The following is a 24,784-nucleotide window of genomic DNA, read 5'->3' as shown; positions in this document are numbered from 1 at the left end:
CCCGCCGCACGGCCGCGAGGGCATCCCGCCCGCAGAACACGGCCGAGGAGCCAACCCGCCCCACGGCCGCGATGCCGTTCCGCCCGCACAGCGCCGCCCCGCACAACCGCCACAGGGTGGGCACCCGTCGCCGCCAGGCCACGCTGCCACCGCACGTCCGGGCCACGCCGCACCGCCGCCAGGTCGGACCCCGCAGGCCAGCGCCGCCCCGCCCGGAGGCCGGTCCGCCGCGCCTCCCCCAGATCAAGCCGCTACCCAGCGATCGAGCCACGCCGGTGCACCGCCGCACGGCCGCACCGCCGTCCCGCCACCGCCCCATGGCCGAGGTGATATCCCGCGCTCGGGCCGAGCCGACGCTCCCGGCCCGGGTCACGCCGCTGCGGGCTACAGCGCCGCCCCGCCGCACGGCGACGCGGCCGCCCAACACGGCCACCCTCCGCACGGCCGAATCGATCGGACCACCAAAATCCTCCGCCGCGACGGTGCCGACCCCAACGCCCAGGCCCTCGCCTATTCGCAGGTCCCCCGGGACTCGCACGAAGCACCCCCGCGCATGCGCAAAGCCGAACCCGAGTACGCACCGACGCAACAACCCGAGCCATTCCACGATCCCGTCCCGCGCACCCACGCCCCGAGCCCGCGCGGACGCCGTGGCACACCGCCGCCGCCCGCCGCTCCCCCGCGCGCCGATCGCGCTCCGCGCCCGCGCCGCAAGCGGCGTCCGTTCCGCTGGTTCCTGGTGTTCCTGCTGCTCCTGGTCGTCGGCTCGGTCGCAGCGGTGATCAACCTGGACGGCAAGCTCACCCGCATCGACGCCCTGGCCGGATACACCGACCGAGTCGGCAACACCCCGGGCACCAACTGGTTGCTGGTGGGCTCCGACGGTCGCGGCGGGCTTTCCCCCGAACAGGAGCAGGAGCTGGCCACCGGCGGCGAGGTCGGGCCGGAGCGCACCGACACGATCATGTTGGTGCACATCCCGAAGTCGGGCCCGACCACGCTGGTCAGCCTGCCGCGCGACTCCTACGTCGGCATCCCCGGCCACGGCAAGGACAAGCTCAACGCGGCGTTCGCGATCGGCGGGCCGCAGCTGCTCGTGCAGACCGTGGAGGTCGCGACCGGCCTGCGTATCGACCACTACGCCCAGATCGGCTTCGCCGGTTTCGCGGGCATCGTCGACACGCTGGGCGGTATCGACGTCTGCGTGCCCAAGCCCATCGACGACCCGCTCGCCGGGATCAACCTGGAGGCGGGCTGCCAGAAGCTGAACGGACCGGATTCGCTCGGCTTCGTGCGGTCGAGGGCGACCGCGCTCGCCGACATCGACCGGATGAACAACCAGCGTCTCTTCATGGCCGCCCTGCTGCAGAAGGCGACCAGCGGCGCCACCCTGGCCAATCCGTTCAAGCTGTGGCCGCTGGCGGGCGACACGGCGCGCTCGCTGAAAGTCGACGAGGGCGATCACATCTGGGACCTCGGCCGCCTCGGCTGGGCGATGCGCGGCGACACGGTCGCGACCACGGTGCCGGTCGGCGGATTCGACGACGTCTCCGGCATCGGCAACGTGCTGCTCTGGGACAAGACGAAGGCGGGCGCGTTCTTCGAGGCGCTCGCGGACGACAGATCCATCCCGGAAGAGCTGCTCACGCGGTAGCGTCGGAGTATGTCCGACACCGATGGCGCCCCGCCCTTCCCGGCCTTGCTGCGCGATCAGATCCGGCACGGATTCACCGTCGCGCAGCAGTATCTCGCCGGCGCGGTCTACTTCGACTCGCACCGGCTCCCGCAGTTGGCCCGACATTGCTATGCCCGCTCGGAGGAACATCGCGGGCACGCGCTGCGCATGGTGCAGTACCTGCTCGACCGGGATCTGGAGATCCGGGTCGGCGGGCTGGACTCGATCCGCTCCGACTTCGAATCTCCGCGCGCCGCAATGGCTTTCCTGCTCGAGGCGGAGCGCGGATACACCGCACAGGTGACCGCGCTCGCGAAGGCCGCGCGGGAGAGCGGCGACTACCTCGGCGAGCGGTTCACGCAGTGGTTCCTGAAAGCGCAGCTGGACAACGTCGCCGGGATGACGACGCTGCTGACGGTGCTCGACCGGGAGGGCAACCTCTTCGACGTCGAACAGTTCGTGGCGCGCGAGGTACGCGCTCCGGCAAAGCCCGACATTTCGGCGCCGAAAATGGCTGGCGCAGCGAACATTTAATTAGGCAATACTAGCCTCAATAAGGGTGCACTTGGATGACACGCGCCCTGACCAGCGTTAATGTGGCGTCATGTCCAGCCATCCGGAATCCCCACGCAGCAAATTCCACAGCCTGCTTCACGACCAGATCCGGCACGAATTCAATGCCGAACACCAATACATCGCGATCGCGGTGTGGTTCGACAATGCGGATCTGCCGCAGCTGGCCAAGCGGTTCTACGCGCAGGCCGTGGAAGAACGCAATCACGCGATGATGATCGTGCAGTACTTCCTCGACCGGGATATCAGCATCGAGCTTTCCGGCATCGATCCGGCGAAGTCGCATTTCGACGATGTTCGGGAACCGATCGCCCTGGCTCTCAACCAGGAGAAGACCGTCACCGACCAGATCATCCGGTTGGCGAGCACGGCCCGCGAAGAGGGCGATTACCTCGGCGAGCAGTTCATGCAGTGGTTCCTGAAGGAACAGGTCGAGGAGGTCGCGAATATGACGACCTTGCTCAACATCGCCGACCGCGCCGGCTCGAACCTGTTCGACCTGGAGAATTTCATCGCACGGGAGATGAGTTCTCCCGCCGATACCTCGGGCGCGCCCTCGACAGCGGGCGGCCACATCTGAAAAGGCATTTCGGCAAACAGGCCCAGCTCTTCGCGACGAGCTGGGCCTGTTCGGACCGAGATGGTTGCCTCAGCTGGCGCTCAACGAGCTGAGCAGCGTCTTGAGCAGCGCAAGAATGGCGTCCATGGTGTTCCCTACTTTCCTCATCTGTGCGGTGCGGTAAACCGCACCATCACCAGTAACGGTGATGGTGAGAACTTATCCCGCGACAGATCCGAAAGAAGAGTTTTTCACAAAATTGCTCCGGGGAATTTCCGGAGTCAGCGCAGGGTCACCTGACGCGAGCGCAGACCATCGCGCGAGCGGCGCTCGTCGGCGGTCAGCGGCGCGTCCGTGGCCAGCGCACCGAGCAGGCGGACGCCGAACTCGGCGGCGGTCTCGGTCCACTCGCTGGGGTGGCGCTCCGGATCCAGGTCGAACACCGGCACCAGCAGCCCGTGCGTGCGGAACGAACCCGCGAAGCGCGAACCCTCGCCCATGTGCAGCCCGCCCGAGGCGTGCAGCCGGGCCAGCGCCAGCATCAAATCGTCCTCGTTCTCCGGGCGGACCCAGCGCACGTGCGCCTTCTCGCCCGCGTCGACCCACCAGGCCGCACCGACGGCATCGCCGCCGAGCTCCAGCCGCGCCGACGGCATGATCGCCTGCTTGGCCTGCTCGATGGTGGCGGCGACCTGCGGATCGGGCGTCACGCCCTCCGGCACCCACCAGTCGAAGTCCTGGTGCACGGTGAGTTCCAGGTCGGCGCCCGGATCGATGACGTCGGCCAGCCGCGGACCGCCCGCGACGCTCTCGACGGAGGTCAGCGAGTCACCGGGCTCGGCGGATTGGGTCCACAGGATCGCGGCGGCGATATCGGCGGCCGGGTCGGCGCCCTGGAACTGCACCTGGGTGCCGACGTAACCGGTCGGCTCGTCACCGGCGCGGACCAGCGCGGCCACCGCGCCGGGCAGCACCGTGGCGAGCACGACCGAACGCTCGGCGGCCACCTCGGGCGACAGCTTCAGAGTCGCGGTCGCCGACGGCACGAATTCCCGCAGTGCGACCAGATCGCATTCCGCGGCCAACCCTTCGAACGGCCGGGTGACGGCACTGGCCGCTTGCTCCTGCGCCGCCTTGCGCTCGGCGAGACGCTGCGCCCGGTTCCCTCCGGGCTTCGGACTGTTGCGCTTGCTCTTACCCACGAGGGCTCAAACTACAGGGTGCTGTGACTGTCGCCGCGATGCGCCACGGCGCGGAACGCGGGAATCGCGGAACGCGAATCTCGCACGGCGCCAAACATGGTCGTATCGGCGTCTGGCAGTACGAATCAAGCGGCGGCGAGCAGGGTTTTCGTGCGGCCGGGGTGGTTGGTCGCGACCCAGCTGACGCCGAGATCGGCGCACAGCCGCACGTCCTTGGGATCGTCCACGGTCCAGCAGTAGGTCGCGCGACCCGCCGCGGCGGCCCGGTCCACCAGATCCGGGTGCTCGCGCAACGTCTTCACCGACGGCCCGACGGCCGTCGCGCCGACGGTGGTCGCCGCACCGCCGCCGAGGTATCGCGAGGACTCGCCGAGCAGCACCGTGGGCAGCAGCGGCGCGGCGCGGCGGATCCGCCACACCGCGGTCGCGGCGAACGACATGACGACCGCGCGCGAATGGTCCGCCGAGGCGGGCGTGGCGATGCCGAAGCGCTGCAGCTCGGCGAGCAGCTTGTTCTCCACGAGCGCGCCGTAGCGGACGGGGTGCTTGGTCTCGATGAACAGCTTGGTCGGCCTGCTGCGCCAGTCGAGCACCAGCTCGATGAGTTCGCCGAGGGTCAGCACCGAGGCAGGCTGGCCGTCACCGCCGAAATCGAGCGAGCGCAACTCGTCCAGTGTCATCTCGCTGACCAGCCCGGAACCCGTGGAGGTGCGGTCGACCGTGCGGTCGTGCACGCAGACCAGATGTCCGTCCCTGGTCAGCCGGACGTCGCATTCCACGCCGTCCGCGCCCTCCTGGAGCGCGAGTTCGTACGCGGCGAGCGTGTGCTCGGGACGCGCCGCCGAAGCGCCACGGTGCGCGACGACGAACGGTGCGCGACTGCTCTGGCTCACTTGGCCATGACCTCCTCGTGCTGAACGGCACCGCTGTCGGTATCCCGATCCTCGATGATGTCGGCGTCGGCCGCATCCCGGACCGGCGCCGCGGCGCGGGCGGGGTGCACCGGCTCGATGACCGGCACCGGCGGATCGACTGCGACCACCCAGCGGCGCGCCAACCGGAGCCGCCCGAACAGGTCGCGCCCGTCCAGCAGTCGCAGCGCCCAGAGCGTCAGCACCGTCACCGCCGCGGCGACCGCGTCGGTCCACGCCGCGAACAGCACGCCGTCCGCCTTGACCTGCAGCGAATCCGCGGTCCGCCAGAGCAGCGCGGCTGCGGCCATCAGTCCGCCGAAAACCCAAGCGCACCACCAGATCCGGATCGCGCGCAGGGCCCTGGGGTCGTCGCGTTCGGTGGCGATCTCGGTGAGGAACACACCCGGCCAGACCAGATTCACCACCGGTATCAGGCAGCCGAGGACGAGCGCAGGAGCGGAACGGGGATCGCTGCGGCCCGCCTTCGCGAATACCGCGCGGCGGGTCTCGACGAGCCAGCCGAGCAGCGCGACGCCGCTGCCGAGCGCCAAGGCCAGCGCCAGCAGCGACGACCCGGTGACCAGCCAATCCGAGAAACGCAGCGCCCACGGATCGATGAGACGGGTCCGGTTGACCAGCAGGATGACGTAACGCACCAGCTCACCGACCGCGGCGACCGCGAACATCCCCGCGGTGACGAGCAGCAGCGGCGTGACCCAGCCCGCCAGCACGGCGGTGCGCCGACGCGGGGTCGCGTCGGCCGCGGCGGCCGGTTCGTCGCGCAAACCCCAGCGCGGAATCTGCGTGTAGCGCGGGGTCGGCGCGGCGGGCTTGCGAGCCCCCGTCGCGACGGGCCTGCCGTGCCGCTGGTCGGGTCGGCGCGCGACCCAGCGGTAATTGCGCCGTTCGGCGGGAGCGTCGAGGGGGCCCGGCGAGAGCAGCACGCCGTGGCAGCGCGGGCACCAGTGCATCGGGGTCCCGTGCACGGCCCACCGCGCGCCGCAGCGCGCACAGGGCTGCAGCATGGTACTCACAGCGTGTCCTTCGCTCGCCCGGCGTGGTCGCGCGGGCAGCCGCTTCCCGGCCTGACGCTCATTGCCTGGGCACCTCGCTCTTTCGTCAGTAGATCTTCGCCGGTTGGTCGCTCTCGCCGACCAGCGGGCGACCCAACTTCTGCCAGGCCACCATGCCACCGCTGACTTGCACGGCCTCGAAACCGATATAGGCCAGGTATTTCACCACTTCGATCGACCGGCCGCCCTGCCTGCACACGACGTAGACCTCGGCGTCGTAGTCCAGCTCCTCGGTGCGGGCCGGCACATCGGCCATCGGGATGTGGATCGCGCCAGGGGCGTGCCCGAGCTGCCACTCGTCGTCTTCGCGCACGTCGAGCAGGATGGCCCGGACCTGGTCCGGTCGCTCGCTGTGGTCGAATTCGCCGGGCAGGTCCGCCACCGACACCGACGGGATCTCGGAGCTCGTCACGATTCGATCCTGCCATGATCGGCGCACGTACGTGCCGTCGCCCGCGTTGCGGTCACGCGCGCGTCCGGGGCGGCCTCGACCTCTCCATGAGAGTTATCCACATAATCCACAAGCTGATCCACAGGCGGGACCTATCAGGTTCTCGGACACTCACAGGACGCGGCTATAAGCAATCGTCCCGCGAATCCGTTCCCTCGTCGTCCAGACGGGATCGGGACCCACCGGCCCGGTTCAGCTGATCCGCGGCGAAGCGCGCGTCACGAACGACCGATCCGGGACTCCCCTCCTTGATCCATCCCGGAGCGGTCGTTCGCCGCCGCCTCGGAACCGCGGCCGAGCGGGTCCCGACACTTACTTGGACGGCGCGGGGAACGATTCGGTTCCAGAAAAAACGAGAACACTAGAAAAAATGAAATACCGGGTTCCAGCTGGAGCTGTCGGTAGCCTGGGGCCATGGACGTGCGCAGGGGGCTACTCGACGGATTGGACTCCACCGGTTTCAACACCGCGATCTCGGAGGCGACCTGCCTCGGGCTCGAGGTCGATACCGAGGCGGCGATATTGCGCCTCGATCTGACCGTTCTGACGCTGCCCGCCGACAAGGCGGCGCCGCAGGATCACCAAGTCCGCCTGACCTTCACCGGCGTCAGCCGGGTCGCGGCCTCGCTGCGCGTCCAGCGCTGGGACGACATCGAGGCGAGAATCCTTCCGTTGCAGCTCGACGGCCTCGACGAGGCGATCCGCAGCTTCGGCGGCGGCCGTTTGCACGGCTGGGAATTCATCGACGTCGACGACAGCGGGTGGGCGCTGTGGCGCGAACTGCTCAGCTTCGACACCAAGATCGACGACCACACCCCCTCGCACGTGCTGGAGTTCTCCCAGGAGGAGGGCATCGACCCGCGCGAACTCGACGTCCGAGTGTGGTTCGACAGCCTCACGGTGCACGACGCCAAGGGCAAGGAGATCGCGCCCGCCGACTTCATCGCGGGCGGTGTTCGTTGGTGGAAGGCGCACGACGCGGGCGATCCGCGCACCATCCGCCCCGGAATCGTTCCGCCGCTGTAGAGATTTCCGCGACCGCCGCGCGTCCGATCACACCGGGTGCGCGGCGGTTCGTGTTCAGGCGTCTACGCGCGTCACCACCGAGAACGGCAGCATCTGGAGACCGCCGAGCACGGCACGAGGCCCGTGGCACAAGGACTCTCAGGCTCCGAGCCCGACCGGGCAACTCACCCCGGTGGCGTGCACCGGACAGTAACCGCCCGGGTTCTTCGCCAGGTACTGCTGGTGATACGCCTCGGCGTAATAGAACCCGGACAGATTCGGTCCCGGCCCATCCGCGCCCGGCGTCGGCAGCGGAGCCATCTGGGTGGTGATCGACCCGTATCCCGCCTCCGCCAGCCGCTTTCCGTAGTGCTCCGCGGTAGCCCTGGCCAGCTCGGCCTGTTCGTCGTCCAGCGTGAAGATCGCCGACCGATACTGCGTTCCGCGATCGTTGCCCTGGCGCATGCCCTGGGTCGGATCGTGCTCCTCCCAGAAGTGCCGCAACACGTTCGCGTAATCGAGCACCGCCGGATCGAAGACGACGAGCACCACCTCGGTGTGGCCGGTGCGGCCGCTGCACACCTCCTCGTAGGACGGGTTCGGGGTGTACCCGCCCGCGTATCCGACCGCCGTCGTGAAGACGCCGTCGAGTTCCCAGAAACCCTTCTCCGCGCCCCAGAAACAACCCATACCGACGACGGCCACCCGCATGCCCTCCGGAAACGGCGGACGGAGGGGATGTCCGTTCACGAAGTGGGTATCCGGCACCAGAATTGGTTCCTCGCGGCCGGGGAGCGCCTGGTCCGGCGCCACCATCACCGGCTCGGGGAGGCGGATCCGTCCGACCAGTTCGTCGAAGAACGACATGGTTCGATGCTACTCACGAATGCTCGCGGTCGAATCGCCCTTCCGCTCACGCCTGCGCCTCGCTGGCGCTCGGCTCCGGCATGCGCGGTGCGCGCTGGCACATGATTCGCTCACTGCGTTCGCTCACGCCGCAAGCAACCCCTGCGTGATCATCAGATCTCCGATGGAATGTGGGGGCACACCACCCGGTTGGAACCGAGCGGGTGTACGAATGATGGTTGGAAGCGCCCGATCCGGGCGCCACAGCCCGACAACTGAGAAAGGGACATCGTGGCTGAGTACACGCTGCCAGATCTGGATTACGACTACAGCGCCCTGGAGCCCCACATCTCCGGGCAGATCAACGAGCTGCATCATTCCAAGCACCACGCGGCCTATGTCGCGGGCGCGAACACCGCTCTCGAGAAGCTCGAGGCGGCTCGTGAGTCCGGTGATCACGGCGCGATCTTCCTCTACGAGAAGAACCTCGCGTTCCACCTCGGTGGCCACGTGAACCACTCCATCTGGTGGAAGAACCTTTCCCCCAACGGTGGCGACAAGCCGGTCGGCGACCTGGCCGCCGCGATCGACGACCAGTTCGGTTCGTTCGACAAGTTCCGCGCGCAGTTCACCGCGGCCGCCAACGGCCTGCAGGGCTCCGGCTGGGCGGTGCTCGGCTACGACACCCTCGGCGGGAAGCTGCTCACCTTCCAGCTCTACGACCAGCAGGCCAACGTCCCGCTGGGCATCATCCCGCTGCTGCAGGTCGACATGTGGGAGCACGCCTTCTACCTGCAGTACAAGAACGTCAAGGCCGACTACGTGACCGCGTTCTGGAACGTCGTCAACTGGGAGGACGTGCAGGAGCGCTTCGCTCGCGCCGTCACCCAGGGCAAGGGCCTGATCTTCGGCTGAGTTGTTGGCGCGCTGGCGCGCGCGTGTTCGCGGCCCTTATGTCTCGCTTCCGAGCGGTCGAGACTCGCGCCTCCGGCGCATGCGCTTCGACCACTCGGAAACGAGACGGCCGCGAACGGGCTCGTGAGACTCGCCCTCGAGGTGGCTGGGAGTGCTCGGGCGGCGAGTTGGATTACGAGTTGGCCCGTCGGGAAGTGGATCGCCCGGCGGGCTTTTTCGTGTCTGCCGCCCGATCAGGGCGTCCGCTGCCGATTAGCACTCATTGGTACTTGTGTGCCAGATGATCCGTGAGTCATCCTCTGAATCCAACAGTTCGAGGACGGGCAAGACCGCCCCCGGTTCATCTCGGGAGGCACGATGCGGACCAACGGGCCGATCGGCGTCACGCCGTTTCACTCGCGCGGATCGCTGCGCGGCTTCGTCATCTCCGGTCGCTGGCCGGACACCACCAAGGAATGGGCGCAGGTGCTCGTGCTCGCGGTGCGGGTCGCGAGTCTGCCTGGCCTGCTCGCCACCTCGACCGTCTTCGGCGTCCGCGAGGAGCTGCCGGACGATCCGGAGCCGGGCACGGTCGGGCTGGTGCTGGCCGAGGGCACGGTGCTCGGCGAGCAGGCGCTGGAGCCCGGCCGGTTCGCCGACCACGTGCCGCCCGCGCTGCTCATGCTGCACCCGCCCTCGGAGACCCGCCCGTCGCTGCCGGAATGCGCGGGCGCGGCCTCGGGCTGCGTACTGCTGCCCGGCGTGCCGCACCTCGGCCTCGAACACCGCGCGGCCTGGGCCGAGGCGGAATCCGACGGCACCGTCACCTCGCTGGTCAGCCGGGTCGGCCTCGATCCGATCTGCGATCCGGACACCGCCGTGCTCGCGATGTTGCTCGCCGCTTGAAACGCACCGTCGACCGCCGACCGAGTGGCCACATCCGCCACTCGATCCGGCACCATTACGGCTGCGCGCGCTGCTCCGCGGATGCGGACGGCGCCACTTCGCCGTGAACCGTGCGCGAACACGCACGCGCACAGCGACATTCGCGCGAGTCGGTGGTTTGCGAGGGGGCTACACAGTTAGCCTGTGACGGTCGAAAGGATCGTGGAAGACATGTCCGGTAATCCCCTCGCCGCCGCCGAACCTTGGGATCTGGTCGCCGACGGCTACGCCGAATCCGCGCTCGCGATCATGGCGCCCTTCTCCGACCGCGCCCTCGAAATCGCCGATCTGCCCGCCGACGCGCACATCATCGACGTCGCGGCGGGGCCGGGAACGCTGAGCCTGCCCGCCGCCGCGCGGGTCCGCCGGGTGCAGGCCGTGGATTTCGCCGAGCACATGCTCGAACGCCTCCGTGCCGCCGCGCGCGACGCCGGGCTGACCAACGTCGACGTGCGCGTCGGCGACGGTCAGCAGCTGCCGTTCGAGGACGATCAATTCGACGCGGGCTTCTCCATGTTCGGCCTGATGTTCTTCCCCGACCGGATCCAGGGTTTCGCGGAACTGTTCCGGGTGTTGCGGCCAGGCGGTGTCGCGGTGGTGTCGAGCTGGGCGCCGGTCGCCGAATCCCCCTTGATGCGGATGCGTTTCGGCGCGTTGGCGGCGGGCGATCCGAATATCCAGGAGCCACAGCCGAACTTCCTGAGCCTGGAGAATCCGGAGGTGTTCGCCACCGAGATGCGCGGCGCGGGGTTCGCCGGGGTGTCCATCCAGCGCCACACCACATCGGTGTCCTACCCTGACGCGGATCGGCTCTGGGAACAGATGTCGCGTGGCAGCGCGCCGATGGCGGTGCTGCGGCGCTCGATCGGCGAGGACGAGTGGGCCGCGCGTTCCGAGGCCATGCGGGCCTACCTCGTCGAGAACTACCGTCCGAACACCCCGCTGGCCACCACCGCTTTCCTCGGCATCGGCCACAAGCCCCTGCCCTGACCACGAAAAAAGCCGCCCCCGAAGCGAATCGGAGACGGCTTTTCGAGCGGAGATTACCGCGGCGCCATGCGCAGCGCGCCGTCCATGCGGATGGTCTCGCCGTTCAGGTAGTCGTGCTCGACGATGTACTGCGACAGCTGCGCGTACTCCTCCGGGCGGCCGAGGCGCGACGGGAAGGGCACGCCCGCCTCGAGGCCCTTGCGGTACTCCTCGGTGACGCCGGCCAGCATCGGGGTGTCGATGATGCCGGGGGCGATGGTGTTCACGCGGATGCCGAACTGCGCGAGATCGCGCGCGGCCGGGACGGTCATGCCGTGCACGCCGCCCTTGGAGGCGGAGTAGGCGATCTGGCCGACCTGGCCCTCGAAGGCGGCGACCGAGGCGGTGTTGATGACGACGCCGCGCTGGCCGTACTCGTCGACCGGGTCGGTCTTGGCGATGGCGTCGGCGGCCAAGCGCATGACGTTGAAGGTGCCGAGCAGGTTCACGGTGATGACGGTGCGGAACAGCTCCAGATCGTGCGGGCCGTTCTTGGACAGGATGCGACCGGCCCAGCCGACACCGGCGCAGTTGACCACGATGCGCAGCGGCGCGCCCGACTCGACCACCTGCGCGACCGCGGCGGCGACCTCGTCGTTGCTGGTGACGTCGGCCGGAATGAGGGTGACTCCGGCGGGCACGTTGTCACCGGCGCGCTCGATCGACTGCGGCACGTCCAGGCCGAAGACGGTGGCGCCCAGCTCGGCGAACCGCTTGGCGGTGGCGGCGCCGAGGCCGGATGCGCCTCCGGTGATGATGGCGGCGGAACCCGAAATCTCCACGATGGTCCTCTCGTTCGTGACAGCCAGTTGGCCCTTCGTCAATTGCACCCTAATAGGTACGCGGTGAGAGATACAGCACGACTCCCTCTCACGGCCGGAGCGAGCAGAAGGTGCGCCCGGTGTGTAACTCGGGAGGGGTCGGGAACGACTCCATGATCGTGGTTCGCGCGCGGCGAAATATTTGCGAACATCGCTGTTCATCGGTGGTATCGTCGCTGCATGAAGCTGTTCTCCGGCCCAGCGATCGCCGGTAGGAAGGTGCTGATCACGGGAGCGGCGCGGGGCATCGGAGCCGCGCTCGCCAGGCAGCTGTACGCGCACGGGGCTTCGGTCGCGCTGCTCGGACTCGAACCCGATCTGCTGGCCGAGGTGGCGCGCGAATGCGGCGACGCGCCGTGGCGCTATTGCGACATCGGCGACCCCGCCCAGGTGGAGCGGGTGGTGACGACGCTGGCGAGCGAACTCGGCGGGCTCGACGTGGTGGTCGCCAACGCCGGGGTGGCCAAGCAGCTCGCGCTGATCGGCGGCGATCCCTCGGTGATGGAGGAGACGCTCGCGGTGAACGTGCTCGGCGTCTACTACACGCTGCGCGCCGCCGGTCCGCACATCTGCCATCCGAGGGGGTACGCGCTGATCGTCTCGTCGCTGGCAGGGGTGGTGAATCTGCCGCTCGCGGGCGCCTACAGCGCGTCCAAGGCGGGCGTCGAGGCGCTCGGCCACACCCTGCGCAACGAGATCAGGCATACCGGCGCCAAGGTCGGCGTCGCCTACTTCGCCGAGCTGGACACCGACATGACCACCCGCGGTTTCGGCACGGCCGCGGCGCGGGCGATTCTGGGCCGCGCCACGGTCTCGGGCGTCGCACCGCTCGGCCCCGCCATCGACGCCACCGAACGGGCCATCGTCCGGCGCCGCCGCCAGGTCGTCTCGCCCTGGTGGGTGGCCGTCGTGCTGCCCTTCCGCCCGCTCGCCCAGCGCCTCGTGGACGCCGCGCTGCGCCGCGGAGTCGCCGAGGCCCTGGAGATCGCCCGCACGGAGGACACACCCTTGACCACCGACCAGCCCACCCGACCCCGCAGAATGGAGCGGCCCGCCTGATCGGCGCGGCGCTGCCACAGCACCCGCCCGTCGAACACCTGCCCCACCGAACACCCGGAGCCACCGCATGACCGACACCGCAGGCACCGCCCGCCAACTCCCCAGGGGCAGGCACGGTTTACCTCGGGAGCAGGTGATCGCGTCCCAGCGGGACCGGATCCTGGACGCGATGGCCGAGACCATGGCGGTCACCGGTTATGTCGGCACCTCCGTCGCGGCCGTGCTGAAGGTGGCTGGCGTCTCTCGTGAGACCTTCTACGAGCAATTCCGTTCCAAGGAGGACTGTTTCGAGGCCGCCTACGAGCGCGCCGTCGAGCGGTTGGTCGCCCGCATCGCCGAGGCGTCCGGCCCCGAGGACGAGAACGCCACGCGCGGACCGGATCTCGACCGCATGGCACGGCTGCTCGACGCGTACTTCGAGGGCCTGATCGAGGACCCCGCCTACGCCCGGCTCTACCTGGTCGAGGTCTACGCGGTCGGCTCCAACGCCCTGGCCCGCCGCGCCCAGCTCCAGGACTCCTTCGTCGCCTTGATCGCCGAGGTGCTCGACGCCCACACCGAACAGCAGCGCTTCGCCTGCCAGACCTTCGCGGCGGCGGTCAGCGCGATGGTCACCGCCCGCATCGCGGCCGACGACCTGGACGGTCTGCGCGGTTTGTCCGCGCCGCTGCTCGACATGGTCCGGCGGGGCGGTGATCTCTACGGGTCGGCGATGGTCGCCGACGAGATCCGCGCCTGATCACCGTCCCGAGAACTGGCCGTCGGCCGACTCCGCGACAACGCCCTCGACCGCGACCACCGACGCCGCCCGAACGCGGCGCATCAGGACGACAGCGCCCACCGTCACCGGAACAACCGCCGCGATCCCCGCGCTCGCCCACATACCCAGCGACGGAACCGCCGCGCCCAGCAACGTGGTGCTGCCGAAGTAGAGGAACAACAGCCCCGAGCAGATGCCGATGAGCCGCTCCGGCAGGTGCTTGCCCACCGCGATGCCCACCGCGATGGCGAGCGCGTCGGCGGCGACCATGCCGACGGTGGATCCGAGCCACACGCCGAACCAGCTGTTGTCGGTGGCGAGGGCGGCCGTGGCGAACATGGTCCGGTCGCCGAGTTCGGCGAGCAGGAAGGCCGAGAGGACGACGAGGAACGGGGCCGCGGTGGAGCGGGGCGGTCGCGGCTCGTCGCCTTCGTCGGGGGCGCCGAGGTGTTCGCGCAACGTCCACAGACCGACGGCGAGGAAGGTGAGGGCGGCGACCAAGGAGATGGCGCGGGTGGGCAGGGCCGCGCCGAGGAAGTAACCGACCGCGACCGAGATCAGGTGCACACCGGCGGTCGCGGTCGCGATGCCGCCGAGCACCACCCACCAGCGATAGCGCAACGCGAACGTCAGCGCCATGAGCTGGGACTTGTCCCCGAGTTCGGCGAGGAAGACGATGCCGATGCTCAGCAGGATGGTGGCGATCATTGTGTGACGTACTCCCGGGTCTCCGGCCTGCCTGCCGGAGATCTGGGTACGCCTCCGGCCGACAACGAATGGTTGTTCAGGCCGAAGGTCTCGCCCACCGGATGAAAACCCGGTTCACACAACCGGACCCGAGCCTCGGGGAGGCGGCGGGTCAGTATGTCGACTGTGTGATTGGGGGCTACTCCCCTTCGCTACATCCGACCCTACCCCAGCAATCTCGTGGACGCCAACCCGATGTAAGCCAAATCGCAATGCGCACAATAAGTTTGGCACTCCTACCCACAGGTTTCGGTAACCCGCACGGCCCAGGCAGCAAACCCTCATCAGCGGACTAGGGACCTCGTACGAAGGCATCCGGACACCCGTCCGTGGACTCGAAACCGAACCGCGCCCGACCGCACCGCCGGGAGCCACAGGTCTCCCGCACACAAGTACGGCACGCCTCACATAGCCACCGCCTATGTGAGGCGTATACGCGGCGTGTGGGAGCATCGCTACGGCACCAGGGGGCGCAGACGACGAAGGCCCCCTCCTGGGAGGGGGCCTTCGGGTTCAGCGAATCACAGCGTGCGGGTCAGCCGATCGGTGAGGATGTGCGCGAAGCGCGCCGGGTCCTTCAGTTCACCGCCCTCGGCGAGCACCGCGGTGCCGTAGAGCAGTTCGGCCGTCTCGGTGAGCTCGGGGACCTTGCCCTCGTCGGCGTCCTGCTTGCGCGTGTCGTACGCGTCGCGCAGGCCGGTGACCAGCGGGTGGGTCGGGTTGAGCTCGAGGATGCGCTTGGTCTCGGGAAGGATCTGGCCCGAGGCCCGGTACATCCGCTCCAGCATCGGCGTGAAGTCGAAGACGTCGCCGACCAGGCAGGCGGGCGAGGTGGTGAGCCGGTTGGTCAGGCGCACCTCCTTGACGCTCTCCTCCAGGGTCTTGCCGAGCCAGCCGAGCAGCTCGGCGAAGTCCTTGTCCTGCTGCTCGCGCAGCGCCTCGGACTCCTTCTTCTCCTCCTCGGTCTCCAGGTCCACCTCGCCCTTGGCGACGGACTGGAACCGCTTGCCGTCGAACTCCGGCACCGAGCCGACCCACATCTCGTCGACGGGATCGGTGAGGATCAGCACCTCGAGGCCCTTGGCACGGAAGGCCTCCATGTGCGGGGAGCTCTCCACCTGCTGACGGGACTCGCCCGTCATGTAGTAGATCGCGTCCTGGCCGTCCTTCATCCGCTCGACGTACTGCGCGAGCGTGGTCAGCTCGTTCTCGGAGTTCGTCGAGGAGAACGAGGAGACCTGCAGGATGGTCTCGCGGTTGTCGAAGTCCGAGAGCAGGCCCTCCTTGAGGACGCGGCCGAACTCCTTCCAGAAGGTCTGGTACTTCTCCTGGTCCTCGGCTCCCTGCAGCTCCTTGACCGTCGAGAGCACCTTCTTCACCAGGCGCTTGCGAATCATCTGGATCTGCCGGTCCTGCTGCAGGATCTCGCGGGAGACGTTGAGCGAGAGGTCCTGCGCGTCCACCACACCCTTGACGAAGCGCAGGTACTCCGGCATCAGCTCTTCGCAGTTGTCCATGATGAACACCCGCTTGACGTAGAGCTGCACGCCGCGCTTGTGCTCGCGGGTGAACAGGTCGAACGGCGCGTGCGACGGGATGAACAGCAGCGCCTGGTATTCGAACGTGCCCTCCGCCTTGAGCGGAACGATCTCCAGCGGATCGTCCCACGCGTGGCTGACGTGCTTGTAGAACTCCTTGTACTCCTCCTCGGAGACCTCGCTCTTCGGGCGCGTCCACAGCGCCTTCTGCGAGTTGAGGGTCTGCTCCTCGAGGATCGTCTTCTCTTGCTTGTCCTCGCCCTCGCCCTCGGTGACGGTGCGCTCCACCTGCATGCGGATCGGCCAGGCGATGAAGTCGGAGTACTTCTTGACGATCTCCCTGAGCTTCCACTCCAGGGTGTAGTCGAAGAGGTGGTCCTCCTCGTCGGCGGGCTTGAGGTGCAGCGCGACCGAGGTGCCCTGCGGCGCGTCGTCGACGGCCTCGATGGTGTAGGTCGAGCTGCCCGCGCCCGCCTCCCAGCGGGTGCCCTCGGTCTCGCCTGCTTTACGGGTGGTCAGGGTGACCTTGTCGGCCACCATGAAGGTCGAATAGAAGCCGATGCCGAACTGGCCGATCAGCTCCTCGGCCGCGGCGTCGGTCTTCGCGTCCTTCAGCTGCCTGCGCAGCTCCGCGGTGCCCGACTTGGCCAGGGTGCCGATCAAGTCGACGACCTCGGCGCGGGACATGCCGATGCCGTTGTCCCGGACGGTGAGGACCCTGTCGTCCTTGTCGACCTCCAGCTCGATGTGCAGGTCGGACGTGTCGACGTGCAGGTCCTTGTCCTGAAAAGACGCCAGCCGCAGCTTGTCCAACGCGTCGGACGCGTTCGAGATCAGCTCCCGCAGGAACGTGTCCTTGTTGGAGTAGACGGAATGGATCATCAGCTCGAGCAGCTGATGGGTTTCTGCCTGGAACTCGAGTTGTTCGACGTGCTGAGTCACGACGCGATGTTACCGCCGCGCACCGACGGCGCGGCCGAACACCCGATCAGGCGCCGCGGCCGAGCGAGGGCGCCGCGCCGCGGCCACCGGCGGGCAACTCCGGCGCGCGCCCGAAGTCGGCGAGCGCGGGCACCTCCAGCTCGGCGCAGTGCGGATTCGGCACCCGCGGCATCATCCATTCGCGCAGCACCTGGGTGGCGCGCACGTCGTCCTCGTTGTACTCGAACAGGCGGGTGCGCTGGGTCAGATCGGGCGCACCGTCGTAGCCGACGGCCTGGCGGTACCAGCTCATCGACGCCTCGCCGCCCGCCTCCGGATCACGCCAGGCGAAGCCCGCCACCGGCGCGATCTTCTTGAGCCCCTTGCCGTTCGGGCAGATGAACTGGTCGGTGACGGCCTGGAACATGTCCACCCACTCCGGCCCGTCCACGAACGCGCGCACCTGGTCCACCGTCGGGACCCCGGGTCGGCCCGCGAACCTGCGCGCCGACTCGTACAGCCACTTGTCCTCCGCGGTGCGTGAATAGCAGTACGCGGCAAAGGTCTTCCCGGCCGTCGCGGCCTCGGCGCGCACCGTCATCAGCCAGGTCCAGAACTCGCCGAAGGAGCGGCCCTCGTCCTCGGTGGGCAGCGGGTCCCACGTGACGAACGGCCGGTAGCGCCCGTCCAGCAACGTGCCCCACAGGTACGCGCCGTGCTCCTGGAAACTCTCCAGGTCGACGTCCACCTCGACGTCGGCGCGGCGCACGTGCACCCGGTCGAAGCGGCGGACCAGCGGCGCGCCCGCCAGCCAGGCGCGCGCGGTGACAACGGCCTCGTCGAACGGGCCGTGCTGCCAGTCCTCCGGGTCGTCGCCGGTCCAGGCGGCCAGGTCGTCGATGGTCTCGACGCCGTGCCCGCGCAGCACGTCGGCCCGCGAGCCCGGCGCGACCAGGCTGACGTCGCGGTGCTCGGCCAGCCAGCCCTCGCAGCTCGGTCCCTCGACTCCCCTTGTCCACCAAGGGCATTGCCTGCACTCGGGCACTTTGGACGGCACCGTGGGCAGTTCGCCGCGCACCACCGCGATGCGGTCGGCGTAGCGGCGGTCGTAATCGTCGAGCACCGGGCCGAGGTCGTGCACCAGGATGCGGTCGAAGTGGTAGCCGATGACGCCGCCGACCAGCGCGGGACTGGCCAGCCCGTGGCGCTGCAGCATCCGGTAGAGGTGGGCGAGGCGCTGCTGATCGCGCGGCTGCTGGCGCAGCTTGCGCGACGGATCGGGGCGCGGGTCCCAGCGATACAGGTCCGAGGTGGTCGGGTGGAAGTCGGCCGGTTCCGGTTTGCGCGGGTCGGTGACCTTGTGGTTGACCACGATGATCGGGATGTAGCCGCCGCGATCGCGGTCGCGGAGCAGGATCTCCGAACCGCCGCGGCGTCCGGTGTCCGGTTCCTGCGGCAGCAGCGCGCCCCAGATGTGTTGCGTCCCAGCGGCGCACGCGCTCATGGTGGCCGCGGCGCGATCCGACGCGCGCGTCGCCGGGTCGATGATCACCCAGCTGTCCGGATCGGCGGCGACGAGCGCGTCGCGCACCCGGTTGCGGTGCGCTGTCGCGGCCTCCCGGCGCTGGCGCACGCCGGGATCCTCCGCGACGTCGGTGAGCAGCCCCGGGTTGGCCGCGTCCAAGCGCAGGCGGTGTCGGCATCCGATCAAGGCCCGCGCGTCGATGAACGCGACCGGCGCCGTTTCGATCGGCGCGCGCGGCTCTGCTTCTATCGATGCGCGCGGCGGTGTTTCGATCGGCGCGCTCAGCGCGGAGTCCTCGATCGGCGCGCCGGGCGCAGTTTCGATCGGCGCGCTCGGCGCGGGCTCCACGGGCGCGGCTGTGAGCTCGCCCGACCGGTCCGCGGCCGAGCCGTCCTCCTTGCGACCCTCGCGGTCACCGCTGCCCGAATACACGTATGCAGTATGGTCCAGACCCCCGACAGGACACGGTGTGCCCTCGCTGCCGCCGCCGTCGACCCGATAAGGTGGGCGCAAACCGCGTGGTAGACGGCAGACGGCCTCGCGCCGAGAGCGCTGCCCTGGCACACAGCATTGACGGAGGGCCTTCCGATGGGGTTGTTCACGAAGCGCAAGCGGCGTCCGAGTCGCCGGGCCGAGGCCAAAGCCCTCAAGCACAAGGCCGCGATGGAGGCCAAGCTGTTCGCCAAGAACGATCGCAAGGCCAAGCGCGCCGAGGCCCGCACCCAGGCCAAGGTCGCCAAAGCACAGATCGCCACGCTGCAGGCCGAGGAGAAGGCCGCGCTGAAGCTGGCCGCGAAGGCCGAACGTGACGTGTTCAGCGCGGGCCAGGTGCGCAAGTACCTCGGCGTGGCACGGGTGCTCGTTCCGGTGCTCGCTCCGCTGGCCTACCGCGGCGCGACCTTCGTCCGCGGCCAGCTCGACACCCGGCGCGCGCAGCAGCTCGGCATCGGCGTCGACCAGCTCGGCGACTACACCGGGCACGGCGCGAAGCTGCAGGCCCGCCTCGCCAACGCCGAGGCGGCGCTCGGCAAGATCGACGACAAGGGCGGCGAGACGCAGAAGTTCGTCACCGCGACCCGCGCCCGGCTCGACAGTCTCGGCGCCGCGGTCCGCACCGCCGAGCAGATGCCCGCCTCGCGCAGGCGCGCGGTGCACACCTCGATCTCGCACGAGCTGTCCGGCATCGAGGCCGATGTGCTCGCCCGCCTCGGTGTGAACTGAACGCCGTCCCCGCCATGCACCCCAGCACCGGCCTGCCGCGCGGCGGCTCGGTCGGCGCGCTGGTCGGCTTGCTCAGCGTCGCCGCGCACGGCGCCGCGGGCGGGGGCTACCCGGATTCACCGGAATTCGCCCTGCTGCTAACGATTTCGGTCGCGGCGGGGTGCGCGGCGACCGGATTCGCACGGAACGGCGCACCGTGTCGGACGTCGGCCGCTCGCACGCCCGATCGCAGGCGGCCGGGCGACGGGCAGCGCTTCGGCTCCGGCGAACGACGAGTCGTCCGGCGTGGCAAATCGCCTGGCAGCAGCGGCTTTTGGCGACCCGAAGACGCCGCACGACACCGCGATTCGGTCGGCCGCGACAGCCGCCATCGCTCCGAGCATGGCAACGGACGTCGACGCGAGCGGTTACTCGCGGCCGGACAACTCGCCGCGCACGGCAGCGGACGTGGGGCCGGACGGTTGCTCGCCGCACTCGCGGCCGGACAGCTCGGCGGGCACGCGGTGTTGGCCGGGCTACTCGGGCACACGCACGGGGAGCGCGCATCGCACATCGCACGCGGCGATGCCCCGGTGGCGGGCTTCCTGCCGACCGGCTGGATGCTGGGCGCGCACGTGCTCGCGACCATCGTCTGCGCGGTCCTGATCATGGCCGCAGAGCGCCTCTACGGAATCATCACCCGCGCGGTTCGTGCCGCCCTGAACGCACCGCGAAATGTCCCGGTCGCGCGGTTCAGCCGCTGGACCGATCCCTCGACTCCGACCTACCGCTTTCCTCCGCAGGGGCCCATCGGGCCGCGCGCCCCGCCCGCGCTCGCCTGACCCGCTCCCAATTCCCTTCGGACAGAAAGCCTCTCCCATGCGAAGTTCACTTTCGCGCGCCTGCGGCGCCGTGGCGACCGCGGGTTTCGTGCTGCTCTCCGGCGGTGTCGCCGCCGCGCACGTGACCGTCGACGCGCCCGGCGCCCAGCAGGGCAAGTACTCCGTCGTCACCTTCCGGGTGCCGACCGAATCGGACACCGCGTCCACCACCGCGCTCACCGTGACGCTGCCCAACGTGCGCAGCGCCCGCACCGAGCCCATGCCGGGCTGGACGGCACGGGTGGAGCGCAACGACAAATCCGAGGCCGTCGCGGTGACCTGGACCGCGGACCCCGGCGCGCCCGGCGTCGGCCCCGGCCAGTTCCAGCGCTTCGTCGTCTCGCTCGGCCCGCTGCCCAGCGCGGAGACGGTCAGCTTCCCGGCCAAGCAGACCTACAGCGACGGCAAGGTCGTCGACTGGAACCAGCCCGTCGGCCCCGACGGCGCGGAGCCGGAGCACCCCGCGCCCACGCTGACCCTCGCGGCGGGCGGAGACGACAACGCCGACGGCCACCGCGTGGACAGCGGCGCCGCGGAGCAGGACGACGACACCGACGACACCGCCCGCTGGCTGGCGGGCATCGGCTTGGCCCTCGGCGTGCTCGGTATCTCGCTCGGCCTCGGCAGCCTGTTCAGGAGGCGCTCATGAGTACCGCGATTCGACCGTCCGCCAAGGCGATTCGCCGCCTCGGCGCCGCGCTCGCCGCCGTGCTGCTGCTGTTCGGCGTCGGGCTGGCCACCGCGGGCGTCGCCGCCGCGCACTCGGCGGCGGTCGGTAGCGTGCCGGAGGACGGTTCGACGGTGGACACCAGCCCCGGCCGGATCAGCGTCACCTTCAACGAGGAGTTGCAGCCGAACTTCCCGTCGCTGACCCTCACCGGCCCGGACGGAAACCTCTGGTCGGAGGGCGAGCCGGTCGTCGACGGCAAGTCGGTGAGCGTCGAAGTGGGCGATCTCGGCCCGGTCGGCGAGTACATCATCGCCTACCGGGTGACCTCCGCGGACGGTCATCCGGTCACGGGCAAGCGGACGTTCACGCTCAGCCAGGCGGGTAAGGGGACGCCGGGCCCGCGCGCCGACGCCAAGGGCAGGGCCACCGAGGACGACGGCTCCGACGGCATCCCGGTGTGGATCTTCGTGCTCGGCGCGGTCGTGCTGTTCGGCGGCGGTCTCGCCGTGGCCCTGATCGGCTTCCGCGGCGGGCAGCGGCGGTGAGAAGAAGGTGAGCGGCGGGGCGACCGGCGGCCGGGACGCGGGGGCACTGCTGCTGATCGTCCCGGCCGGACTGCTCGGAGTCGGGTTGGCCTGGCTGCTCACCGCGGGAACGGCGCCCACCGAGGGAGCGGTGCGGGTCCTCGCGGACGGTCTGGGCGCGACGGTGCTCGGACTCGCCGCGCTGCCCCGGCTGCACGAACGGCTGGCGCCGCCGTGGCGCATGCTCGCCGCGCTGGCCGGGGCCTGGTTCGTGACCGAGTTCGCGGTGCTGGTCTTCGAGGCGGCCGAGGTGGTCGGGGTTCCGGTGCGGCAGCTGTCCGCCGATCGGTTCGGCACCTTCCTCACCGAGATCAGCGGCGGTCAGGTCGGCATCGCCATCCTGGTCGCGACCGCCGCGGTGGCCGGATATTCGGCACTGGCCTTCCGCGGTTCCGATGCCGCTTCCACCGATCTGGTGCTGGTCTTCGCCGCGGTGGCGCTCGCGCTGCGGCCGATCACCGGGCACATGTCGCAGCAACCGTTCGGCTCGGTGCTGGCCGCCGTGCACGCGCTGGCGGCGGCGGCCTGGTTCGGCGTGCTGGTGGCGCTCGCGCTGGTGGTCCGCACGCGCGGCGAGTGGGCGGCGACGCTGCCGAGGTACTCGGCGCTGGCGCTGCCGCTGATCGGGGTGGTCGCGGCGACCGGCGTGGTGAACGGAATCGTCCGCCTCGGCGGCCTCGAACCGCTGCTGAGCACCGGGTACGGCCGCATCCTGCTGGCGAAGACGGCGGTGCTCGCCGGTCTGCTCGTGCTCGGCTGGTGGTGGCGGCGCGGCTGGGTCCGCTTGGCCGCCGACCACCGGATGGACGCGTCGGGTTCGCTGCGCCGCGCGGTGCTGGAGGTGACCGTCATGGCCGTGGCCTTCGGTTTGGCGGCGACCCTCGCCGTCACGGCGTGATCGGCTCCCCCTTCGGAAACCCGTTACAGTTGCCCGCATGACCGAAGTGAAGATCGTGGAAGACTGTGCCGCGTCGGCCGAATCAGCGTTTCAGTACGTCAACGACTACCGGAACCTGCCGAACTTTCTGCACGGCATCCAGTCCTTCACTCCGATCGGCGAGCAGACCGAGGGCGTCGGCGCCGTCTTCGACGGCCACATGAAGCTCGGTCCCGCCTCGCTGCATTCGCGTGTCGAGGTGATCCGGTGGGAGGAGAACTACGCGATCGGCATCAAGTCGATCAAGGGCTTCGAGATCGTGTCGACCTTCCTGTTCCACGCCAAGGACGACGCGCTGTGCACCGTCGACGCCATCATCGATTTCCGCGTGCCGGGCGGGCTCGCGGGCAAGGCGCTCGGTAAGACCATCGAGCCGTTCGTGAAGATCGCGGTCAAGCACACCACGGACAATCTCGTGAAGGAGATCGCGGCGTACCACGCGAGCCGCGCCTGATCCGGCCGCGGTTCGGGCGCAGGCGCGGAAACCATGCAGGGCGCCGCGCCCGCTCGGCGGCCGGAAAACCCGTGGTCGGAGGCGGCTGACCGCAGTCGCGACGCTGGCGGTGGCATATATCACGGGCATAGCCTGTATGCATGAACAAACCCACATTTGGGCAGCGGATCACCTACGATCTGGGCCGCGAACTCCCGGAGGAGTTTCACGAGTGGGTCGTCCACGACCTCGTCGGACACGGGGCCATGGAGCGGTACCTCGTCCGATTCCTCGTGCCGATCATCCCGTTCTTCGCGCTGGTGCTGCTGTTCCCAGGACCGATGCCGCTCAAGATCGGCATGATCGTGATGATGATCGTCCCGCTGGTCGTTTTCACGGTGGCGCTGAGCTACGTGTGGCGCCGCTTCCGCTTGATCCAGCATGGACTGAGCCCGGACCTGCTCGACCACAACAGGATCACCGACCGCGATCGGGAGCGGTACGAATTGCGCTATCGCCATCACGAGGGCCAGACATAACAGCGCGTTCGCGGCGCGAGTAGCGACCGAGCTCACATCGAGCAACCGGTCGCGGCCACCGCTCGGCCCGCCACCCCTAAGCTGACACCCGTGACCGAATCAGTGAACATTGCCACCGCCGATCTGGCCGACGAGATCGGCCCCGAGATCCGTAGCTGCGACACGCAGTTCATCCAATTCGGCGGCCGCGAGGTGTTCTCCGGGCGCATCACCACCATCCGCTGCTTCCAGGACAACCTGCTGGTCAAGCAGACGCTGAGCGAGCCGGGCAACGGCGCGGTGCTCGTGGTCGACGGCGGCGCCAGCGTGCACACCGCCCTGGTCGGCGACATCATCGCGGGCCGCGGCGTGGACAACGGCTGGGCGGGCGTGATCGTCAACGGCGCGGTGCGCGACTCGGCGATCCTGCGCACCCTCGACATCGGCATCAAAGCGCTGGGCACCAACCCCCGCAAGAGCACCCAGACCGGCAGCGGTGAGCGCGACGTGATCGTCGAGTTCGGCGGCGTCACCTTCGTGCCCGGCGACATGCTCTACAGCGACCACGACGGCATCGTGGTGCGCGCCGAATCCTGAGCTGATCAGTCCGGGGCGACCCGGACCTTGTGACCGGCGAGGGCGACCACGTCGCCGACGTGCAACTGACGTCCGCGGCGCAGCTCGACCTCGTCGTTCACCCGGACCAGGCCCGCGGCGATCACCGTCTTGGCCTCCGAACCGGAATCGATCAGGTTCGCCAGTTTGAGGAACTGGCCGAGCCGAATGACGTCGTCATCAATCGGCACATCGACTGGATCCGACATGGCGTACATCCTCGCGCCAGGACCCCCGGATCGCCAAACCGCCGCACACCGGCAAGCCGTCGAACGAACCCGGCACAGCGCACTCCCAACCACGTCGAGGGCGAGTCTTACGAGCCCGTTCGCGGCCCGTCTCGCGTCCGAGCGGTCGAAGCGCATGCGACGCAGTCGCTAGTCGCTACCGCTGGGACGCGAGACAAAAG

General features: G+C 69.3%; 27 protein-coding genes. 17 read left to right on the top strand and 10 right to left on the bottom strand.

Annotated features, from left to right (window positions below):
* Positions 1–448 precede the first annotated feature (448 nt).
* The 3 genes from AB0H49_RS29775 (at position 449) to AB0H49_RS29765 (ending at position 2,828) form a co-directional block, all read left to right on the top strand.
* Positions 449–1,654 (top strand): LCP family protein, encoded by a 1,206-nt coding sequence (locus AB0H49_RS29775; protein ID WP_357256239.1) that lies wholly within the window; start codon positions 449–451, stop codon positions 1,652–1,654.
* Positions 1,655–1,663: 9 nt separating this feature from the next.
* A complete protein-coding gene (locus tag AB0H49_RS29770) occupies positions 1,664–2,209 on the top strand; it encodes a ferritin-like domain-containing protein (protein ID WP_354998212.1) in 546 nt (181 codons plus the stop codon).
* Positions 2,210–2,279: 70 nt separating this feature from the next.
* Positions 2,280–2,828, top strand: a complete 549-nt coding sequence (locus AB0H49_RS29765; RefSeq protein WP_354998213.1) for a ferritin — start codon at positions 2,280–2,282, stop codon at positions 2,826–2,828.
* A gap of 260 nt (positions 2,829–3,088) precedes the next feature.
* Here AB0H49_RS29765 and AB0H49_RS29760 read toward each other — a convergent pair whose 3' ends face one another.
* The 4 genes from AB0H49_RS29760 to AB0H49_RS29745 all read right to left on the bottom strand — a co-directional run bounded on the left by AB0H49_RS29760 (position 3,089) and on the right by AB0H49_RS29745 (position 6,408).
* Complete coding sequence (locus AB0H49_RS29760; RefSeq protein ID WP_357256148.1) at positions 3,089–4,009, bottom strand: DUF5926 family protein; 921 nt, start codon at positions 4,007–4,009, stop codon at positions 3,089–3,091.
* A 125-nt stretch (positions 4,010–4,134) separates the two neighbouring features.
* The gene (locus AB0H49_RS29755; RefSeq protein WP_354998215.1) at positions 4,135–4,902 is read right to left on the bottom strand and encodes a glycerophosphodiester phosphodiesterase; all 768 of its coding nucleotides are present in this window, start codon (positions 4,900–4,902) and stop codon (positions 4,135–4,137) included.
* Positions 4,899–5,948, bottom strand: a complete 1,050-nt coding sequence (locus AB0H49_RS29750; protein WP_357256238.1) for a DUF4328 domain-containing protein — start codon at positions 5,946–5,948, stop codon at positions 4,899–4,901. Before AB0H49_RS29750 ends, AB0H49_RS29755 begins: the two co-directional genes overlap by 4 nt.
* 94 nt (positions 5,949–6,042) lie before the next feature.
* Positions 6,043–6,408 (bottom strand): rhodanese-like domain-containing protein, encoded by a 366-nt coding sequence (locus tag AB0H49_RS29745; protein ID WP_354998216.1) that lies wholly within the window; start codon positions 6,406–6,408, stop codon positions 6,043–6,045.
* 453 nt (positions 6,409–6,861) lie between these two features.
* Between AB0H49_RS29745 and AB0H49_RS29740 the strand changes: the two genes are divergently transcribed.
* Positions 6,862–7,473 (top strand): hypothetical protein, encoded by a 612-nt coding sequence (locus tag AB0H49_RS29740; RefSeq protein ID WP_354998217.1) that lies wholly within the window; start codon positions 6,862–6,864, stop codon positions 7,471–7,473.
* Positions 7,474–7,611: 138 nt separating this feature from the next.
* On the opposite strand, the gene msrA is transcribed toward AB0H49_RS29740, so the two are convergent.
* Positions 7,612–8,319 (bottom strand): peptide-methionine (S)-S-oxide reductase MsrA, encoded by a 708-nt coding sequence (msrA, locus tag AB0H49_RS29735; RefSeq protein ID WP_357256146.1) that lies wholly within the window; start codon positions 8,317–8,319, stop codon positions 7,612–7,614.
* A 270-nt stretch (positions 8,320–8,589) separates the two neighbouring features.
* Here msrA and AB0H49_RS29730 point away from each other — a divergent pair, with 270 nt between their 5' ends.
* From AB0H49_RS29730 to AB0H49_RS29720, 3 genes are all read left to right on the top strand, one after another.
* Positions 8,590–9,213: a superoxide dismutase gene (locus AB0H49_RS29730; protein WP_354998219.1), complete on the top strand. Its 624-nt coding sequence runs from the start codon at positions 8,590–8,592 to the stop codon at positions 9,211–9,213.
* 357 nt (positions 9,214–9,570) lie between these two features.
* Positions 9,571–10,098 carry a peptidase gene (locus AB0H49_RS29725; protein ID WP_354998220.1) on the top strand — a complete coding sequence of 176 codons (528 nt, stop codon included), beginning with the start codon at positions 9,571–9,573 and terminating at the stop codon, positions 10,096–10,098.
* 210 nt (positions 10,099–10,308) lie between these two features.
* Positions 10,309–11,127, top strand: coding sequence for a class I SAM-dependent methyltransferase (locus AB0H49_RS29720; protein ID WP_357256143.1), 819 nt, complete (start codon positions 10,309–10,311; stop codon positions 11,125–11,127).
* Positions 11,128–11,180: 53 nt separating this feature from the next.
* Here AB0H49_RS29720 and AB0H49_RS29715 read toward each other — a convergent pair whose 3' ends face one another.
* Positions 11,181–11,948, bottom strand: a complete 768-nt coding sequence (locus AB0H49_RS29715) for an SDR family NAD(P)-dependent oxidoreductase (RefSeq protein WP_354998222.1) — start codon at positions 11,946–11,948, stop codon at positions 11,181–11,183.
* A gap of 219 nt (positions 11,949–12,167) precedes the next feature.
* Between AB0H49_RS29715 and AB0H49_RS29710 the strand changes: the two genes are divergently transcribed.
* Complete coding sequence (locus AB0H49_RS29710) at positions 12,168–13,046, top strand: SDR family NAD(P)-dependent oxidoreductase (protein ID WP_357256141.1); 879 nt, start codon at positions 12,168–12,170, stop codon at positions 13,044–13,046.
* 67 nt (positions 13,047–13,113) lie between these two features.
* Positions 13,114–13,785 carry a TetR/AcrR family transcriptional regulator gene (locus AB0H49_RS29705; RefSeq protein ID WP_357256139.1) on the top strand — a complete coding sequence of 224 codons (672 nt, stop codon included), beginning with the start codon at positions 13,114–13,116 and terminating at the stop codon, positions 13,783–13,785.
* Here the strand turns inward: AB0H49_RS29705 and AB0H49_RS29700 are convergent, their stop codons facing one another.
* The 3 genes from AB0H49_RS29700 to AB0H49_RS29690 all read right to left on the bottom strand — a co-directional run bounded on the left by AB0H49_RS29700 (position 13,786) and on the right by AB0H49_RS29690 (position 18,786).
* On the bottom strand, positions 13,786–14,514 hold the full coding sequence (locus AB0H49_RS29700) for a TMEM165/GDT1 family protein (protein WP_357256136.1): 729 nt from the start codon (positions 14,512–14,514) through the stop codon (positions 13,786–13,788).
* Positions 14,515–15,074: 560 nt separating this feature from the next.
* Entirely contained in the window at positions 15,075–17,033 is a 1,959-nt protein-coding gene (gene htpG, locus AB0H49_RS29695; protein ID WP_357256134.1) for a molecular chaperone HtpG, read from the bottom strand.
* Positions 17,034–17,079: 46 nt separating this feature from the next.
* Positions 17,080–18,786, bottom strand: coding sequence for a TM0106 family RecB-like putative nuclease (locus AB0H49_RS29690; RefSeq protein ID WP_354998995.1), 1,707 nt, complete (start codon positions 18,784–18,786; stop codon positions 17,080–17,082).
* A gap of 339 nt (positions 18,787–19,125) precedes the next feature.
* Between AB0H49_RS29690 and AB0H49_RS29685 the strand changes: the two genes are divergently transcribed.
* The 8 genes from AB0H49_RS29685 (at position 19,126) to rraA (ending at position 24,357) form a co-directional block, all read left to right on the top strand.
* Positions 19,126–19,758 carry a DUF6474 family protein gene (locus AB0H49_RS29685; RefSeq protein ID WP_354998227.1) on the top strand — a complete coding sequence of 211 codons (633 nt, stop codon included), beginning with the start codon at positions 19,126–19,128 and terminating at the stop codon, positions 19,756–19,758.
* 14 nt (positions 19,759–19,772) lie between these two features.
* Complete coding sequence (locus AB0H49_RS29680) at positions 19,773–20,579, top strand: hypothetical protein (RefSeq protein WP_357256132.1); 807 nt, start codon at positions 19,773–19,775, stop codon at positions 20,577–20,579.
* A 37-nt stretch (positions 20,580–20,616) separates the two neighbouring features.
* Positions 20,617–21,267, top strand: a complete 651-nt coding sequence (locus tag AB0H49_RS29675; RefSeq protein WP_357256130.1) for a YcnI family protein — start codon at positions 20,617–20,619, stop codon at positions 21,265–21,267.
* On the top strand, positions 21,264–21,833 hold the full coding sequence (locus tag AB0H49_RS29670; RefSeq protein ID WP_354998230.1) for a copper resistance CopC family protein: 570 nt from the start codon (positions 21,264–21,266) through the stop codon (positions 21,831–21,833). Before AB0H49_RS29675 ends, AB0H49_RS29670 begins: the two co-directional genes overlap by 4 nt.
* Positions 21,834–21,840: 7 nt before the next feature.
* On the top strand, positions 21,841–22,770 hold the full coding sequence (locus AB0H49_RS29665; RefSeq protein WP_357256128.1) for a CopD family protein: 930 nt from the start codon (positions 21,841–21,843) through the stop codon (positions 22,768–22,770).
* A 37-nt stretch (positions 22,771–22,807) separates the two neighbouring features.
* Positions 22,808–23,263, top strand: coding sequence for an SRPBCC family protein (locus AB0H49_RS29660; protein ID WP_354998232.1), 456 nt, complete (start codon positions 22,808–22,810; stop codon positions 23,261–23,263).
* Between the two features lie 140 nt (positions 23,264–23,403).
* Positions 23,404–23,781, top strand: coding sequence for a DUF5313 family protein (locus AB0H49_RS29655; protein ID WP_354998233.1), 378 nt, complete (start codon positions 23,404–23,406; stop codon positions 23,779–23,781).
* A 90-nt stretch (positions 23,782–23,871) separates the two neighbouring features.
* Positions 23,872–24,357, top strand: coding sequence for a ribonuclease E activity regulator RraA (gene rraA, locus AB0H49_RS29650; protein ID WP_357256126.1), 486 nt, complete (start codon positions 23,872–23,874; stop codon positions 24,355–24,357).
* 5 nt (positions 24,358–24,362) lie between these two features.
* Here the strand turns inward: rraA and AB0H49_RS29645 are convergent, their stop codons facing one another.
* The gene (locus AB0H49_RS29645; protein ID WP_354998235.1) at positions 24,363–24,584 is read right to left on the bottom strand and encodes an RNA-binding S4 domain-containing protein; all 222 of its coding nucleotides are present in this window, start codon (positions 24,582–24,584) and stop codon (positions 24,363–24,365) included.
* Positions 24,585–24,784: the final 200 nt, after the last annotated feature.

Source organism: Nocardia sp. NPDC050713 (assembly GCF_040654315.1).
Classification (GTDB): Bacteria; Actinomycetota; Actinomycetes; order Mycobacteriales; family Mycobacteriaceae; genus Nocardia.
The sequence above is the reverse complement of the archived record's forward strand: the minus strand, read 5'-3'. Positions and strand labels throughout refer to the sequence as shown.